Annotated in this window: 16 protein-coding genes; 5 read left to right on the top strand and 11 right to left on the bottom strand. The window is 36.0% G+C overall.

Features of this window, described 5'->3' with window-relative positions; genetic code table 11:
- Window position 1: 1 nt before the first annotated feature.
- The 3 genes from TASI_RS04145 to TASI_RS04135 are packed head-to-tail and all read right to left on the bottom strand — an operon-like array spanning window position 2 to window position 5109.
- On the bottom strand, window positions 2-3076 hold the full coding sequence (locus tag TASI_RS04145; RefSeq protein ID WP_044978049.1) for an efflux RND transporter permease subunit: 3075 nt from the start codon (window positions 3074-3076) through the stop codon (window positions 2-4).
- Between the two features lie 11 nt (window positions 3077-3087).
- Entirely contained in the window at window positions 3088-4176 is a 1089-nt protein-coding gene (locus TASI_RS04140; RefSeq protein WP_014111509.1) for an efflux RND transporter periplasmic adaptor subunit, read from the bottom strand.
- A gap of 3 nt (window positions 4177-4179) precedes the next feature.
- Window positions 4180-5109 (bottom strand): DMT family transporter, encoded by a 930-nt coding sequence (locus tag TASI_RS04135; protein WP_014111508.1) that lies wholly within the window; start codon window positions 5107-5109, stop codon window positions 4180-4182.
- A gap of 91 nt (window positions 5110-5200) precedes the next feature.
- Between TASI_RS04135 and TASI_RS04130 the strand changes: the two genes are divergently transcribed.
- From TASI_RS04130 to xth, 4 genes are read left to right on the top strand one after another with little or no spacing between them, the layout of a single operon-like run.
- Window positions 5201-5887, top strand: a complete 687-nt coding sequence (locus TASI_RS04130; protein ID WP_014111507.1) for a hypothetical protein — start codon at window positions 5201-5203, stop codon at window positions 5885-5887.
- 2 nt (window positions 5888-5889) lie between these two features.
- On the top strand, window positions 5890-6858 hold the full coding sequence (locus tag TASI_RS04125; protein WP_014111506.1) for a Bug family tripartite tricarboxylate transporter substrate binding protein: 969 nt from the start codon (window positions 5890-5892) through the stop codon (window positions 6856-6858).
- Window positions 6859-6863: 5 nt separating this feature from the next.
- Window positions 6864-8171: a sigma factor gene (locus tag TASI_RS04120; protein ID WP_014111505.1), complete on the top strand. Its 1308-nt coding sequence runs from the start codon at window positions 6864-6866 to the stop codon at window positions 8169-8171.
- Window positions 8165-8944, top strand: coding sequence for an exodeoxyribonuclease III (xth, locus tag TASI_RS04115; RefSeq protein ID WP_014111504.1), 780 nt, complete (start codon window positions 8165-8167; stop codon window positions 8942-8944). The genes TASI_RS04120 and xth overlap by 7 nt, the downstream gene beginning before the upstream one ends.
- A gap of 4 nt (window positions 8945-8948) precedes the next feature.
- Here xth and TASI_RS04110 read toward each other — a convergent pair whose 3' ends face one another.
- The 5 genes from TASI_RS04110 to TASI_RS08050 form a co-directional block, all read right to left on the bottom strand.
- Window positions 8949-9581: a SecDF P1 head subdomain-containing protein gene (locus TASI_RS04110; RefSeq protein ID WP_028883731.1), complete on the bottom strand. Its 633-nt coding sequence runs from the start codon at window positions 9579-9581 to the stop codon at window positions 8949-8951.
- A 92-nt stretch (window positions 9582-9673) separates the two neighbouring features.
- Window positions 9674-10399, bottom strand: coding sequence for a pseudouridine synthase (locus TASI_RS04105; protein ID WP_014111502.1), 726 nt, complete (start codon window positions 10397-10399; stop codon window positions 9674-9676).
- A gap of 1 nt (window position 10400) precedes the next feature.
- A complete protein-coding gene (locus TASI_RS04100) occupies window positions 10401-10739 on the bottom strand; it encodes a P-II family nitrogen regulator (protein ID WP_014111501.1) in 339 nt (112 codons plus the stop codon).
- Window positions 10740-10741: 2 nt separating this feature from the next.
- Complete coding sequence (gene nadE, locus TASI_RS08055) at window positions 10742-11395, bottom strand: NAD(+) synthase (protein WP_266105234.1); 654 nt, start codon at window positions 11393-11395, stop codon at window positions 10742-10744.
- On the bottom strand, window positions 11364-12380 hold the full coding sequence (locus tag TASI_RS08050) for an NAD(+) synthetase (protein WP_014111499.1): 1017 nt from the start codon (window positions 12378-12380) through the stop codon (window positions 11364-11366). Before TASI_RS08050 ends, nadE begins: the two co-directional genes overlap by 32 nt.
- Before the next feature lie 71 nt (window positions 12381-12451).
- Between TASI_RS08050 and argH the strand changes: the two genes are divergently transcribed.
- On the top strand, window positions 12452-13858 hold the full coding sequence (gene argH / locus TASI_RS04090; RefSeq protein ID WP_014111498.1) for an argininosuccinate lyase: 1407 nt from the start codon (window positions 12452-12454) through the stop codon (window positions 13856-13858).
- Here the strand turns inward: argH and TASI_RS04085 are convergent.
- The 3 genes from TASI_RS04085 to recA are packed head-to-tail and all read right to left on the bottom strand — an operon-like array spanning window position 13830 to window position 16431.
- On the bottom strand, window positions 13830-14933 hold the full coding sequence (locus TASI_RS04085) for a glycosyltransferase family 9 protein (RefSeq protein ID WP_014111497.1): 1104 nt from the start codon (window positions 14931-14933) through the stop codon (window positions 13830-13832). The genes argH and TASI_RS04085 overlap by 29 nt on opposite strands.
- A gap of 1 nt (window position 14934) precedes the next feature.
- Window positions 14935-15363 (bottom strand): regulatory protein RecX, encoded by a 429-nt coding sequence (locus TASI_RS04080; protein WP_014111496.1) that lies wholly within the window; start codon window positions 15361-15363, stop codon window positions 14935-14937.
- Window positions 15364-15366: 3 nt separating this feature from the next.
- The gene (gene recA / locus TASI_RS04075; RefSeq protein WP_014111495.1) at window positions 15367-16431 is read right to left on the bottom strand and encodes a recombinase RecA; all 1065 of its coding nucleotides are present in this window, start codon (window positions 16429-16431) and stop codon (window positions 15367-15369) included.
- Window positions 16432-16530: the final 99 nt, after the last annotated feature.

The following is a 16530-nucleotide window of genomic DNA, read 5'->3' as shown; positions in this document are numbered from 1 at the left end:
CTTATGATCTCTTCGTCAATCTATCGAAATATAGATAAATTACGGGCGTCGTAAAAAGGGTGAGAATTTGGCTTAACATCAAACCACCGACCATCGTTAGGCCAAGGGGTGTGCGAAGTTCCGCTCCTACTCCAGTAGATAACATCAAAGGAATAGCAGCAAAAAGTGCTGCCAATGTGGTCATAAAAATAGGCCTAAACCGTATAAGTGCAGCCTGCCTTACTGCATCCTTAGGAGACAGCCCCTGCTCTCTTTCTGCAATTAAAGCAAAATCGATAACCATAATCGCATTTTTTTTCACAATACCAATAAGCAAAATAATCCCAATTATCCCCACCATATCTAGCTCCATATCCACGAATATAAGTGCTAATAAAGCTCCAATTGTGGCTGAAGGAAGTGTAGAGAGAATTGTTATAGGATGTATAAAGCTCTCATATAGAACGCCTAAGACGATATACATAACAAATATAGCTGCAAGCAATAACCATAATGTGTTTGCTTGGGATGATGTGTAGGCCGCCGTTGAGCCTTGCAAATCCAAATAAACACTTTCAGGCATATTGATTTGCGACGGAATTTCCGTGACTTGGGGGATTATGTCAGATAAAGCGAATCCATCTTTAAGATTAAATGAAATTAATGTAGAAGGAAATTGATCGACTCTTTGAACTTCAAGCGATGTGGTCCCTATTTCAATATTTGCGATATCAGTAAGACGAACCAAATTGCCACTTATATTTGATTTCAAATAGATATTTGATAGGTCGCTTGGAGATTTACTTAAATTTGGGTCTATTTCAAGCACTATTCGATATTGATTGGCTTGAGTAAACACAGTTGAAATTAGTCTTTGGCCAAATGCATCATATAACGCTTCATCAATCTGACCTATAGTAATTCCCATGCGAGAAGCCAAATCTCTATTAACAACCACTCTTGCTTCAAGACCATTGGTTTGTAAATTATTAACTACGTCCTTAACTCCATCGATAGAACTCAGTTTATTCATAAATGGTGTAATCCATTCGCTTAATTCTTCCTTATCTATTGAAGACAATGTAAGCTGGTATCGACTTTGAGATATAGCTGTATCTAGGGCTAAATCTTGACTTGGCAATATATAAGTCTTTAATCCTGGATGCTTTTGGGCGATTTCATCTAATTCTCCAAGGATTGTATCTACACTTGAGCGTTCAGAGTGAGGTTTTAAAACTACCTGCATCCTGGTCTTGTTTATGGTCGAATTTGTGCTGTCCACTCCAACGTATGAAGTTACGCTTTGAACATTAGGATTTGCTTTTATATCAATCATCAATTCCCGTTGTGCTTGAGATGTTTTTTCAAATGATGATGATTGATCAGCTAATGATACTATTTGAATTAGCCCTGTATCTTGTTCTGGAAAGAAACCTTTAGGTATATATAAATATAAGAAAATAGTTATAAGAAGCGTTAAGATGGCAATGACTAAGGTTATGAATTGATTTCTTAAAACTACTTCCAGTGCTCTTGCATATAAATCAATAATCCAATCAATAATTTTGGTAGTCAGTCCATGAAACCCTCTATATTGCTTACTTTCAGACAAATTATTCTTACTATTTAATAGTCTTGCACACATCATTGGTGTAAGTGTCAATGAGATAAGCAATGATATAACGATAGCAACAGCAAGAGTTACTGCAAATTCACTAAATAATCGCCCTAAAATATCTCCCATAAATAGTAAGGGAATGAGCACGGCAATTAGTGAAAATGTCAAAGAAATCAAGGTAAAACCAATTTCCTTAGATCCCTTAAGGGCCGCATTAAATGGCGTTTCTCCGTTTTCGACATGCCTGGCGATATTCTCAATCATTACAATGGCATCATCCACAACAAACCCTGTGGCAATGGTTAAGGCCATAAGAGTCAGATTATTTAGGCTATACCCTAAAAAATACATCACTACAAAGGTGCCAACCAAAGAAAGAGGCACAACTACTGATGGGATAAAGGTAGCAGTGAGACTTCTTAAAAATACAAAAGTTACTAAAACAACGAGCAGTACGGACAATAAAAGTTCATTCTTAACATGATCAATAGATAGTCTAATGGACTCCGTTCTATCCCCTACTATTTCTAAATCTATAGATTGAGGCAGAGATGCACGTAAATCAGGCAAAATTTTATAAATTTCATCTACAACCTCAATTACATTTGCACTAGGTTGTCTTTGAACATTAAGTAATATGCCCTGTTTATCGTTAATCCAAGCGGATTGATAGATATTTTCTGCATCCCTAACAACCTTAGCGACTTGTTTAAGTCTAAGGGGTGCATTATTTTGAAAAGCAATAATTAAATTTTCATAGTCTTCCACAGTCTGAAGTTGGCTTTGAGCATGAATAGTCGTGGATTTCTGTTCACCATTTAAAGTTCCTAATGGTGTGTTGATATTGGCTTGAGCTATAGCAGAACGAAGATTAGAAAAAGTCAAACCACTACTAGCAAGTGCATTTGGGTTAACTTGAATACGAAAAGCAGGTTTTTGCCCGCCTGAAATATTAACTAAACCTACTCCAGAAATTTGTGAAATATCCTGAAGAATCCGCGTCTCTACCAAATCTCTGACTTCATGTAGTGGCAATGTTTCCGATGTTATCGCTATAGTTAATACAGGAGTATCCGCAGGATTAACTTTGTTATAAACGGGAGGCATAGGTAGTTCATCAGGAATACTGTTTGAAGCAGCATTAAGTGCTGCTTGCACCTCCTGCTCAGCCACACTCATTTCAATATCAAGTCCAAATTTAAGGGTAATAACAGAAGCTCCAGCCATACTATTGGAGATCATCTGTTCAATCCCAGCCATCTGACCCAATTGCTTTTCAAGGGGAGATGTAATTAATTTTTCAACAGTTTGAGGACTAGCTCCAGGAAATTGAGCTGTAACTTGAATAGTAGGATAATCGACATCAGGAAGTGCAGAAACTGGAAGCTGTTTATAGCAAAATAGCCCTGCCAAGAGCAAAGCTATCATTATTAATGTGGTAGCAATGGGTTTTCGTATAAATACTTCCGAGAAGTTCATAAGCCAATACCCTATTCGATTATTTCGACTTTAGAGCCTGACTTAAGTCTATCCACTCCCTCAAGCACAACTTTATCATTTTCTTCAAGACCCGAGACAATTTGAGTCAAGCCCTTATCTACAATTCCCAATTTGATTGAAACCATTTCAACTGTGCTGTCTTCTTTTACTCTAAATACAAAAGGTCCGTCCTTACCGTATTGAACAGACTCAGATTTTAGGGCTAAAGCATCTTTAAAATTCTCTACGTAGAGATTAACGTTTACAAATTGATTAGGGAAAAGAATATATTCAGAATTATCAAAACTCGCTTTTAATTTAATAGTGCCAGTTTTAGTATCGATTTGATTATCCAATGACACAAGCTCACCCTCAGCATATGAATCCTTACTTGTGCTATCTATAAGAGTTACCTTAAGCTTTTCACCTTTATAAAACTTTGGGGCGACCTTAGAAATAAATTTATCAGATAGAGAAAATTCAACTTCCATTGGATTAGTTTGAATAATGCTCACAAGACCTTCCTGACTATTTGTTGTGGCAATGTTCCCTACATCAATCGTCGATATTCCAAGCCGACCACTTATTGGTGCTTTTACTATACTGTAGTCTAGATTTATTTGTGCTTGATCCACTTGGGCTTTCAGTCCTATCTGCTCTGCTTTTAACTGATTTACTAAGGCTTGCTGTTTTTCTACTTGTTGTCTGGCAATAGAATCCTGTTTAAATAATGTTTGATATCTTTTTAAATCTTGTTGAGCAGTTAAAAGCTTTGATTCACTAATAACGGCTTGGGATCTTATCTGATTAAGTTTAGCTGTCAGTGAAGATGGGTCAATCTCATAAAGGGGCTCTCCAGCTTCAACCTGAGCACCATCTTTAAAAAATATTTTAGTTACTGGACCTGATATTTGAGGCCTAACGATTACGGTCTCGGATGGAACAGCTGTACCCAAGGAATCAACAATTAAGTTAAGTTCGGTTTTAATAACGGTTTCAACTGAAACTTTGGTCGCTACTTGTGGACGTTTTTTGTCTTGTGAATAGGAGTTTAAAGATAATGTACAGAAGAATACGAGTAATAAAAACCTGCGTATCACAATTTATGTCCTTTTGATTCGATAATGTCTTGCAATATAGTCCCCTACTGCAGAAAGAAAAGCCCCGATTACCACCAAACAGGCACCTACATAAGCTAGAAAATTTAAATCAGGTGCAGGAAACCTAGAAGGATTTATAAATGAAGCTATATGAGCGGCAATAATGGTGGCAATAGGCAATAAGGTAAGTATAGTGCTAACTTTAGCTACCTCCCATCGGGCTAGAGCTTCTCCGTAAGCTCCATAAGCAAAGATAGTATTAAGACAGCAAAATACTAAAGCCCAAAGACCGTAAGTTGAAAGACCATTAACTTGCTCAAAATCTGCTATAGGCAAATAACATATAAAACATCCAGTATAGACTAAGAATAAAATTTGTTGAGATTTTAAAACCTTTAGTAATATCTTTTGAGCCATCGCATAAACAACCCAAATCATAGTTGCTGAAAGCGAAATAAATATACCAAAGGCATAATCATTAAAGTTTAAAAAGTCTTGATATCTTTGGTTAAAGAACAGTGCGAGACCTACGATTACAAATAACAGACCAATAATATTTGATCTTTTAATAGTTTCATGAAAGATTACTACACCTGCGAATATCATGAAAAATGAGTTAAGAGGATTGATAACTTGACTTGTAGCAGCAGAAATATAGTTTAAAGCGTAGTTAAATAAGAAAAAATTCCCGGATAGAGATAAAACACCAAGAATAAGAATTAGCCAATCATTCTTATTTAATTTTTTAAGGTTAGGAAGTTTTTTGGAAAAAAGGAGTATGAAAAATAAGGCAATTGATGCTGTCAAAAATCGAAAGAACACTATGGTTTCTGCGTTCATCTCTGGAAGCAGCCCCTGAAGAATAATCGGAAGCACAGCCCATAAGGTAACAGTAACTAGAGTAAATATTAATCCAGCTAGCGGTTGATACACAAATACGTCCTTTTAGTAGAAATAACAAGCAAAATATTCTACTCTTTAGATAAGTATATTTAAAGATGTAAAACCATTAAATCTCCTTAACATGAAATATAAAAGAGTAATTATTTCGATTATTATTGCCGTAATTGCAACATTAGTATTTAACCTATTCAGCAAACATTATCCTCCAGATATATCTCAGGAATTGTTTGATCAATGTTATTTATCAAGGCCAGCCTCAGCTAAGCTAACGCCAGCTAGTGCGGAAAAATTATGTAGGTCGGCAGTTCTAGAATTTCAAAATTCAGTATCTTATGATGCTTTTGAGGAGTTTTATCTAGATTTATATGAGAACTTTAAAAGAGCATATTCGCACAAATATAGAAATTATGATTTATTTAGCAATTTGTCTCCGTCAAATAAGTCGATTTTCTCTGTTATGAATTCAACAATCTTCAAAGACGCTTCTAGTGATTCTGCTTTTCAGGTAAGTGTGCCCTCTTTTTTTGATCCCGCAAATTATAAAGAATATTTTGTTGAGTCAGATGATTACCGAGAAATAGACGAGTACATTGCCACCTATATTTGTATGGTCTATATTTATGGACAGAATTACGAAGAGTTTCCCGCTCAAGAAGATCAATTCAAAATATGTGAAAATAGGTACAACTTCTTAAAAAATACTCTATCATTTAAGGAATTTATTCAAGCAAAATTTAATTATTCTAGAGATTTGAATAAAAATTTATACTACAACACTATGTACGGAATACCAACTCCAGAGGAATAAATATGAAAAATATAAAGAAAATTATAAGCTTATCGGCTTTATTATTTAGCTCGAGCATTGCTATTGCGGCAGATAACTGGCCTTCGAAAGAGCTTCATCTAATTGTTCCTTTTGGTCCTGGTTCAAACCCCGATCAAATTTCACGAATGGTAGCCTCTGAAGCAAGTAAAACATTGGGTCAAACCATAGTGGTTGAAAATAAGCCTGGAGCTGGCGGGAATATAGGCACCGCAGCAATCGCTAATGCTAAGCCCGATGGATACACCTTTGGTATGAGTATTAATGGGCCATTAGTGTATAACCAATATATCTACGATAATCTTAAATTTAATTCTAAAACTGATTTATCCCCTCTCACTTTGGCGGTTACGCAACCCAATCTCATAGTTGCAAGTAAATCTATGGGAGTTAGTACATTATCTGAACTAATAGAAAAACTTAAGGCTGAGCCTGGTAAATATAATTTTGCTACTGTAGGAAAGGGTTCTGGATCTCATTTAACAAGCGAATTATTTCTGAAAGGTACTGGTACAGAGGCTGTAGCAATTCATTACAAGGGCTCTCCCGACGCAGTTAACTCTCTTTTAGCTGGAGATACTCAATTCGCTGCTATGAATCCTCCATCTGTTATGCCTTTAGTTAAAGATGGAAAGCTAGTGGTTTTGGCACAAGCATTTGATAAAAGAAGTTCAACATTGCCAGATATACCAACTATAAAAGAATCTGGTGCTGGCGATATCACAAGTGAAGCTTGGAATGGATACGTAATCTCAAGTAAGGTTGATCCTGAAATCAAATCTAAACTTCAAAAAGCTTTGTTCGATGCCCTAAGCAAACCAGAAATTGCACAAAAACTTGAGGCTCAATATATGACTCCAATTCCTAGCTCTCCAGAAGAATTCAGCAAAAAAATGGAGTCTGAAGAAGCAAAATGGAAGCCAATTATTGAAAAATTAAATCTTAAAAAATAGTTTCCATGAACGGTAATCATTTAGGTAAGGAGCTTATTGCAGTTGCTCAAGGCAACCGCAAAGCTCTAAAAAATATTTATTTAGAAGAGTCTGATTCTCTATATTCATTTGCTTTGCAAGTTCTTGGTAAAGATGAGCTCGCTCAAGAAGCTGTAATTAATGCATTTACAGCGATTTGGAATAATGCAAATTTTTATAATGAAAAATTAAATGCACGTGGATGGATTTACACCATATTTAGATATGGGCTAAATCAAATTGCTAGAACTCATATTGAGTCTCTTCACCCCTCTCCTACAGTAGTTCACAATATTCAAAGAGAGATGTCACAATTTAATTCAGACGGCTCTTTCTATAGGGTATTTGAAGAGTTGCCTCTACATACTCAAACTAGTTTTTTGACTCTTTATTTTTCTCCGCACCATATTAAGGATGTAGCTAATGCTCTAAGTATGGGTGAAGAAGAATTAAGAAACTCAATAAAAATGGGCGTAAAACATCTATCAGCTCATATACATGATTTTAATAATACACATCCCCTTAACAACAAAATAGGTGAGCTAATTTTAGGTACCTTGTCTGAGGGGGAAGAGCAAGAATTAAATAAAAAAATTGCTATTGACCCTGAAGCTGATCAATTTACTTATCAATGGGAAAATCTTTTTTTAGAATTTCTTAAGCAAATCTCAACTAAAAAAACACCAAGAAATCTCTGGTTAAAAATTCAAAAATCACTTATTAAAAATGAGAAAGCTGATCCAGATGCGATTAAAGAATTGGACGAGAACTTGGAGTTAAATGACTCGAACACTAAAACTAAAGGAAGCTTTGGATCAAAACTACTATTTATTCTAAAAAAATGCTGGATTAGTAGAAATTTTTGGAGACTAGCATCTTTACTATTATTAGCTTTGTGCATATGGGTCATAATTAGTAATCCATTTGCCACTCCAGCTAAGATGATTTCTGTATTAAATCAAACTAACTCTAGTCAGGTAGCATATCTTGTAAAAATTAATAAAACTATTGAGGTGATACCGTCTGTAAATCAACATATAGATTCTAAAAGCGATCTCAAACTTTGGCATACAAACAAAGCTGGATTGATTTCGGGAGTTGGTTTATTGTCGCCTAACTCTACTAGCAAAATTAAAAATGATTTTGATATCTCTGTCGGTGATACTCTCTTTATTACACTAGAGCCAAAATCGGCCGTAAAATCAGTCGCACAATCGATATCTTCATCACAATCAGCTCAAATCAGTGCCCCTCCTGGGCCTACTTTATTTAGCGGTAAAGTTATTAAATGGTAAATTTTTCAATTGCAAGTTGGAACGTTAATTCTCTTAACGTTCGACTAGATCAAGTTTTAGATTGGTTACAAAAGAATAATGTCGAGATTTTATGTCTCCAAGAATTAAAGCTCGAATCTCATAAAATTGACCCTACTCTTTTCGAAAAAATCGGATATCAAATATATTCATTGGGTCAAAAAACCTATAACGGCGTTGCATTAGTAAGCAAATCTCCTATTAGAGATATACAAGAAAACTTACCAAACCTCGAAGATGATCAAAAGAGACTTCTAGCCGCTACTTATGAATATAAAGGCGAACCATTAAGAGTTATCAATGTATATTGTCCAAATGGTAGTGATTTAGAGAGTCCAAAATTTGTATATAAAATGCGTTGGTTTGAGGCTTTATCAGACTATGTCGAGCAACAGCTAAAACTTTATAAAAGGCTAATTTTGACGGGTGACTTTAACATTGCCCCAAAAGATGAAGATATTCATAATAAATATTTAGGACCAATACTGATATCTCCACAAGAAAGAGAACACTTTAACAGGATTATTAGTTTAGGTTTAAACGACTCATTCAGATTGTTTGAACAAGAACCTAAATCCTATAGTTGGTGGGACTATAGACAATTTGGTTTTAAAAGAAATGCAGGTCTTAGAATTGATCACATTCTAATCAGTAATGCTTTAAAAGACTTGTGTACCAAAAGTTGGATCGATAAAAATCAAAGAGGGCATGAACGACCTTCCGACCATGCCCCCGTAATCGCAGAATTTGATTAAAAAATTAATCTCCGTCTAGGATTCTACGTTCAAGAGTTTGTGCTGCACTTGCACTCTTCATAGGAATCGCTATAGAGCCGTTAGAAATCATTTGATCAATTGGGAAAATAGAAACTAATTTCTGCTTAATAGTTGCTATATAGAATTTGCCTATATTGTTTGCACTGTGTCGGCTAAGCTTGCGTGCCCCAGTATCGTTTAATTGAAGTTTAACGTGTGGTCTGTTGTACTGATCTACAACAGCTAATGCATCTTGCAAATCACTATATACAATAGTTTGGCGTGGATCAACATAAACAGTAGTGTTTTCCTGAGCAACAGGAGTGAATCCAGGAACAGGTTCTGTAGAACCTACATAAATCACAAAAGTAGATGATGATTTAGCAGGTGGTGCTTGTGTAATCGGTGTAAAAGATTGGCTTGCTTGAGGAAATTGCGGTACAGCAGTTCCCTGCCCTAAACTATCAATATTAGTAGCTGGGAGATTAGCGTTTGGTACTTGAGTTGCAATTTGAGGCGTATTAACTTGCGGTACTTGAACTTGAGGTGTTTGAGGAGTTTCACCCAACATATTATCTATTGTTTCACATCCAGATAAAAGTACTGCCAACGCTATAAAACAACTTTTATAGTTCATATAAACCTCGTAGAAAAATTAGTGGATTGTCTTATTGTAAATGTAAATAAGTATTGCATTTAGAATTTTAAAGCTTAATTTTAGAAAATAAATTACAAAAATCGCTCAAATGGCTTAAGATAGCGCCACTTTCCTGTAGGAAGGTCTGCTAATGCTACGTTTCCCATACGAACACGCTTTAACCCTACAACTTTTAAGCCTACTAATTCACACATGCGTCGTATTTGCCTTTTTTTACCTTCCCAGAGAATAAACCTAAGCTGATCATCATTGACCCACTCGACTTCAGCTTCTCGAAGTGGCTGACCATCTAAACTTAGGCCATGATTTAAAAGTTGCAATCCCCTATCGCTAAGCTTTCCCTCGACGCGCACAATATACTCTTTTTCAACTTCAGAGTCATCTCCTATTAGTTGTTTGGCAATGCTTCCGTCTTGCGTCATCACAAGCAAGCCCTGAGACTCAATATCTAATCGACCAGCAGTTGCTAATCCTTTAAGATGGTCGGGTGAAAATTCGTTATGTGCTCTGTCAAATTGGTTCGCTTTATTTATAAGCATAAGAGCAGATTTATAATTTTTCTCAGGCTGAGATGAGACATAACCAACAGGCTTGTTCAAAATTATAGTAACCTGCTTAGATTTCAAATCTAAAGCTTTTTTATCGAGGGTTAGTTTTGCTGAGGGTGTTACCTTATCTCCTAATGATACGACCTTCCCATCAGCCTTTACCCAGCCTCTATCGATAAAAACATCAGCCTCTCTTCTTGAACAAAGCCCCTGTTCACTAAGTAATTTTGATACCCTAACCTTATCCATATTAAATAGCAGCTTCTCCAGTTTCACCTGTTCTAATTCGAACAACCTGCTCAACATTAGTGACAAAAATTTTCCCGTCCCCTATTTTTCCAGTTCTGGCAGCTTCAACGATTGCTTCTAGTGCAGAGTCTACTTCATCATCTTTTACCAAGAGTTCAATCTTTACTTTTGGCAAAAAATCTACGGCATATTCAGCTCCTCGATATAGCTCTGTATGGCCTTTTTGTCTTCCAAATCCTTTGGTTTCGGTGACTGTAAGCCCCGTAATACCGACCTCGCCTAAAGCCTCTCTGACTTCATCTAATTTAAATGGTTTAATAATTGCAGTAACAAGTTTCATAATTAATACTTAAATTTATGGGTGACTGGTACATTCCATCCGCTAAAAAAGGAACGTTTAGATATTTTAGGCCCTAGAGCCGCTTGTCTTCTTTTGAATTCGCTTATTTTTAATAGACGTGAAGTTTTTTCAATTTCTTCTTTGCCTAATCCACTCTCAGCGGATATCTCATTTGATGACTTATCATTGATTACCATGGCTTCTATAATTTGATCAAGAATATCATAAGGTGGCAATGAATCCTGATCCACCTGCCCTGGTGCAAGTTCAGCACTAGGAGCTCTTTGTATAATTCGTTCTGGAATGGTCTCAGACTGAGTGTTTCTCCATTTAGCTAATTCATAGACTAGAGTTTTTGGAACATCACATATTACTGAGAATCCTCCAACCATATCCCCATAAAGTGTACTATAGCCAGTTGCGGATTCAGATTTATTTCCTGTGCTAAGAACTAGGGCGTTTTTACGATTAGCTATGGCCATAAGTATGACCCCGCGAACTCGTGCTTGCAGATTTTCAAGAGTTACATCTTTAGAATTAGGTTCTATCGAATTAAGAATTGGTTTAATTGCATCATATATACCTTGATACATAGGTTTTATAGGAACTATATCGTACTTTACATTAAGAGTGTCGCACATTTTTTTTTGCATCATCGTTTGACATCTGAGCAGTAAACTCTGATGGCATGGATAAAGCATGACAATTTTGAGCACCAATCGCATCAGAGGCTATAGCGAGCACTAATGCAGAATCAATCCCGCCTGACAAACCTAAGACGATTTCCTTTAAGCCATTTTTTCTAATGTAGTTATTAGTTGCTAGGGTCAATGCGGACCAAATCTCCGCTTCCCTTGAGGTTAACTCATAGGTCTTTTCAGAATCTAGATTATTTTTATTAAAGGGGATGAATTTTTGATTTTTACTCTCTTCTTCATAAATGGATAAATCAAAGATATTTAGGCCTTGTTTAAAACGAGGGCCAAGAGCGTGAATATTGCCACCTTCATCTAAGGCAAAGCTTAAACCATCAAACACATGTTCATCCTGTCCGCCCAATAAATTGCAATACACAACTTTTATACCCTTAGATGCGATATTCGTTTTTAATAACTCAAGGGTCTCAGAAAATGATTCTAAATGGTATGGATTTGCATCGAGAATTAATGCAAACTGAGTTGCTTTAGAAAGAGATTTCTCAATATGTGCAGGGTTTTTCCAATCGTCCCCAGAAAAAATAGCATATCCAACTCTTTTATCCCCTTCTGTAGTAGAGATAAATATATGTTCATCGTAGCCTTTAATGTGTTTGGATGTTAGGCTTGGCGTACTTTCAACTACCTTTAAAGTTGAATAAACGCAATTGTTCTCGTTATTAAAGGAAGTAGCGAAAATAGTTCCACTGAAATTGTCGGACACTTCTTTGCCAAAATGTTCAACTATTTGATGTTCTTTATTAACGAAATCACTTCTTAAATAAAGGCCGTCCGAACCAAAGCCAGAAAAGGCAAATTTAGGAAATACGAGGATATCTACCCCCTCTTGTTCTGCAGATTCGAGGTATTGAGTCATAAGGAGCTCATTGCCATCGAAATCCCCTGTTATTGGATTGAATTGGGCAAGACCAAAACGGATAAACATGCATAATCCTTATATATTATTTTGACCACACAATTATAATGACAGTTCATGAGTCTATACAGGGTATACATATGTCTAACAACACAGAAAACCAATTTGACAATAAAAATAAGGCTTGGTCCGCTCGCTTTTCTGAGCCGATGTCTGAGTTAGTTAAAAGATATACGGCCTCTGTATTTTTTGAACAAAGGCTAGCACCTTTTGATATTGAAGGATCTCTTGCCCATGCTGAAATGCTCTCTAATGTTGGCGTTATAAGTGAAGAGGACTTTATAAATATTCAAAAAGGGCTCAATCAAATTTTAGAAGAGATACGTGAAGGTAAATTTACCTGGTCCTTGGATTTAGAAGATGTTCATCTAAATATAGAAAAACGTCTAGTAGATCTTATAGGAGATGCTGGTAAAAGGCTTCACACTGGACGCTCTAGGAACGATCAAGTTGCGACCGATATTAGACTTTGGCTTAGATGTGAAATTGATACCGATATTGATCTTCTTAAAAATTTAAGAATAGTTCTGGCCCAATTAGCAATTAAATATCACGATATAGTTATGCCAGGATTTACGCATCTTCAGGTTGCTCAGCCTGTTAGTTTTGGACATCATATGTTGGCTTATGCGGAGATGTTCGGACGAGATTTGGAGAGGCTAAGAGATTGCAGAAAAAGAGCGAATATATTGCCACTTGGGGCAGCTGCTCTTGCTGGTACTAGCTATCCATTAGATAGAGAAAAAGTCGCAGAGATTCTTAATTTTGATTCCATTACTACTAACTCTTTAGACTCTGTGTCCGATAGGGATTTTGCAATTGAATTTTGCTCAGTCGCAAGCATTGCCATGATGCATATTTCAAGATTATCCGAAGAATTGGTTTTATGGATGAGCCAGCAATTTAGCTTCATTAAATTGCCAGACAGGTTTTGCACAGGTAGTTCTATTATGCCTCAGAAGAAAAACCCTGATGTGCCTGAGCTAGCTCGCGGTAAAACTGGACGTGTGTACGGCGATTTAATGTCTATGCTTGTACTTATGAAATCGCAACCATTGGCATACAACAAAGACAATCAGGAAGACAAAGAGGCATTATTTGATGCCGCAGATACTCTAAGAGATACTCTAACAATTTTTATTGAGATGATCTCAGGGCTTGAAGTTAATGCTTTAAATATGAGCAATGCTGCGAAAAAAGGGTTTTCTACCGCTACTGATTTGGCTGATTATCTTGTTAAAAAAGGTTTGCCATTTAGGGATGCCCATGAAGTGGTAGCTAAAGCTGTAAAAGAATGCGAAGCTCAATCTAAGGACTTATCTGATTTAAGTTTAGAAGAATTTAAAAAAATGAATACTATGATTGATTCTGATATATATGATTTTCTTACTTTAGAAGGATCTGTTAATTCTAGAAAAACAATCGGCGGTACTTCATTTGAAAATGTTCTGGCTCAGGCTAACGCAATACTAAGTGGCGAGAGATAAAATCTTTAGATTTTAAGTAGGATTTATCCATATCAAGTGTTGAGAAATCGTTACCCTGCTCTGAGTTTAGTGATATAACCATCCTGTTTTGTTCAGAGCTGCAAGCCTGCCATCTTAAAGAATTACTAGATTTAAAATTTGGATAAAAACCTATTGTAGGTATGTCTAATAAACCTGCAATATGTAATGGCCCAGTGGATCCAGCTATAAATAAATTCGAGCAAGCTATAGAATGCACAAAGTCAACTAAGCCATACTTACTTTCGTAATAATGGACTCTATTTTTAATTTGAGGCTCTAAGATATTCAAGATATCCAAAGCTGTCTTAGCTTCATTTGGACCTGAAGTTAAGAAAATTTGAGTTTTAAAATCTTTGTTTATGTGTTGGATTAGATTGGCTACTTGATGTGGACTTAATGTAGAGGCTGTACCACCAGTAGACGTATGAACCATAACCCAAGGATCGCTTATAAGGTTTCTATCTAAAGAGAGTCTCTCTAGTATCGTATCTTTATGTGGATATAAAAATTCCTTTGAAAAAGACAAATAAGGGGGTATTAAGGCTCTCTCTAATATTGCACTCTCACTATTTGAATGAAGCGAGAGACCTCTCTTTTTTAAAAATTTAATAAAGTACTTGGCCAAATCGATGTTGTACTCGTATTCAGGTTTTAAATTCTGTGAACGTCTTTGGATTAGCCTGTGATTATGAAATATTTGAAAAAGTTTAGTAGCAGGAGCAAATCTATGAGGAATATCTAGTTTTCTAATTAGTTTTGTGTTGTGCCAAGTAGAGTAAAACAAAATAGAAGCATCAAATTTGTGTGCTTTCAATGCTTTTAAAAATTTTTTCTTCTGTTCCTCAGTAAGATTTGGATTTAGTATTTTTCCGTCAGTTGAAATATCTACTATTACTTCATCTATATAAGGGCATATCGAAGCTAGAGGTGAAGTGTATTCTGATACAAGGGCAGAAATACGTAGGTTGGGTATAGACGATTTTAATAACTTTAATGCGGGCCAGATAAGTGCAAAATCACCTAATTTGTCATTTCTAACTACGAGTAAATTCATATTAATCAATTATTTTTCTAATGATATCTGGCTTAAATCCTCGAGAAATCATGAACCTATATTGCTTAGCTTTTTGCTTTAGATCTGAAGGCTTGATTCCGTGAAATTTATTCTCCCAAATCTCACGGGCTAATTCAGATTCATCAGTTTGAATAAACTCGTGAATTTTTGATAGAACCGAGTCATCAAGTCTATGTTCTTTAAGAGATAGAAGAATTTTGTTAATTCCCCATTTTTTTGAGTGGGAATGTACAAAATACTCAAGAAACCTTAAATCTGACTGTAGATCTTTTTCCTTAAGAAATGCAATCGTTTCATTAATAAGATTCAAGTCTTGCGTATATCTAGAAAGTTTCTGAGCTAATTCATAACTCGAATGCTCTCTTCTAGACAAGAGAGCAATAGCTTTATGCTTTAAATTAACTTCCAAATATTACTCTTCAGTATCTTCCAATTCATCATTTGTAGGCGCAACATCAAGCAATTTATCTGCCCCACCTACACCCATAGCAGCACGGATTTTACCTTCGATTTCTTGAGCTAATTCAGGGTGAGCTTTTAAATATTCCCGAACATTATCTTTTCCCTGACCGATTTTAGTGCCGTTATATGAAAACCATGCACCAGCTTTATCGACGATACCAGCTTTTACCCCTAGGTCAATTATCTCACCTTCTCTAGATATGCCAGAACCATACATAATGTCGAATTCAACTTGCTTAAATGGAGGTGCGACTTTATTTTTAACGACTTTAACCCGAGTCTCGTTTCCGATTACTTCATCTCCCTTTTTAATAGAGCCGATTCTTCTAATATCTAATCTAACTGATGTGTAGAATTTAAGTGCATTCCCGCCTGTAGTGGTTTCAGGGCTACCGAACATAACACCAATTTTCATTCGAATTTGGTTAATAAATATAACAGTGCAGTTAGTTCGTTTAATGGATGCTGTAAGTTTTCTTAATGCTTGACTCATAAGCCTAGCTTGGAGGCCAGGTAAGCTATCTCCCATATCCCCTTCGAGTTCGGCTTTAGGCACTAATGCGGCAACGGAGTCGACCACTATAAGGTCAATAGAACCCGATCTAACTAAAGCATCAGTAATCTCGAGGGCTTGTTCACCTGAATCTGGTTGAGAGATTAATAACTCATCGAGTTTTACTCCTAATTTTGAAGCATATTGAACATCTAATGCATGCTCAGCATCAATAAAAGCACAAGTACCGCCAATCTTTTGCATCTCAGCAATAGCTTGTAGAGTCAATGTAGTTTTACCTGATGACTCAGGACCAAAAATTTCTATAACTCTGCCTCGTGGTAAACCACCAACACCTAATGCGATATCAAGACTAAGTGAGCCAGTAGAAAACACTTGTATATCATGCTCAACCTCACCGTCACCGTAACGCATAATTGATCCCTTACCGAATTGTTTTTCGATTTGGGCTAATGCTGCACTAAGAGCTTTAGCTCTCTCTTTGTTATTTTTATCTTCCATAAATCGACTCCTTTTTTGTAGTTAAGAGTATTATGCCATTAAAAACACTGTATGTCCATACAGTAGATTTTTTGAACTACAATATTGGAAATTTAAACG

Origin of the sequence: Taylorella asinigenitalis MCE3 (assembly GCF_000226625.1) — a bacterium.
GTDB classification, from domain to species: domain Bacteria; phylum Pseudomonadota; class Gammaproteobacteria; order Burkholderiales; family Burkholderiaceae_B; genus Taylorella; species Taylorella asinigenitalis.
The sequence above is the reverse complement of the archived record's forward strand: the minus strand, read 5'-3'. Positions and strand labels throughout refer to the sequence as shown.

Excerpts from the sequence above, each read along its gene's own strand:
- xth (WP_014111504.1), top strand. The coding sequence starts at position 8,165 with ATGGTAAATTTTTCAATTGCAAGTTGGAACGTTAATTCTCTTAACGTT.
- TASI_RS08050 (WP_014111499.1), bottom strand. The coding sequence starts at position 12,380 with ATGTTTATCCGTTTTGGTCTTGCCCAATTCAATCCAATAACAGGGGAT.
- TASI_RS04105 (WP_014111502.1), bottom strand. The coding sequence starts at position 10,399 with ATGGATAAGGTTAGGGTATCAAAATTACTTAGTGAACAGGGGCTTTGT.
- TASI_RS04085 (WP_014111497.1), bottom strand. The coding sequence starts at position 14,933 with ATGAATTTACTCGTAGTTAGAAATGACAAATTAGGTGATTTTGCACTT.
- TASI_RS04110 (WP_028883731.1), bottom strand. The coding sequence starts at position 9,581 with ATGAACTATAAAAGTTGTTTTATAGCGTTGGCAGTACTTTTATCTGGA.
- nadE (WP_266105234.1), bottom strand. The coding sequence starts at position 11,395 with ATGATGCAAAAAAAAATGTGCGACACTCTTAATGTAAAGTACGATATA.
- TASI_RS04100 (WP_014111501.1), bottom strand. The coding sequence starts at position 10,739 with ATGAAACTTGTTACTGCAATTATTAAACCATTTAAATTAGATGAAGTC.
- TASI_RS04145 (WP_044978049.1), bottom strand. The coding sequence starts at position 3,076 with ATGAACTTCTCGGAAGTATTTATACGAAAACCCATTGCTACCACATTA.
- argH (WP_014111498.1), top strand. The coding sequence starts at position 12,452 with ATGTCTAACAACACAGAAAACCAATTTGACAATAAAAATAAGGCTTGG.
- recA (WP_014111495.1), bottom strand. The coding sequence starts at position 16,431 with ATGGAAGATAAAAATAACAAAGAGAGAGCTAAAGCTCTTAGTGCAGCA.
- TASI_RS04130 (WP_014111507.1), top strand. The coding sequence starts at position 5,201 with ATGAAATATAAAAGAGTAATTATTTCGATTATTATTGCCGTAATTGCA.
- TASI_RS04120 (WP_014111505.1), top strand. The coding sequence starts at position 6,864 with ATGAACGGTAATCATTTAGGTAAGGAGCTTATTGCAGTTGCTCAAGGC.
- TASI_RS04125 (WP_014111506.1), top strand. The coding sequence starts at position 5,890 with ATGAAAAATATAAAGAAAATTATAAGCTTATCGGCTTTATTATTTAGC.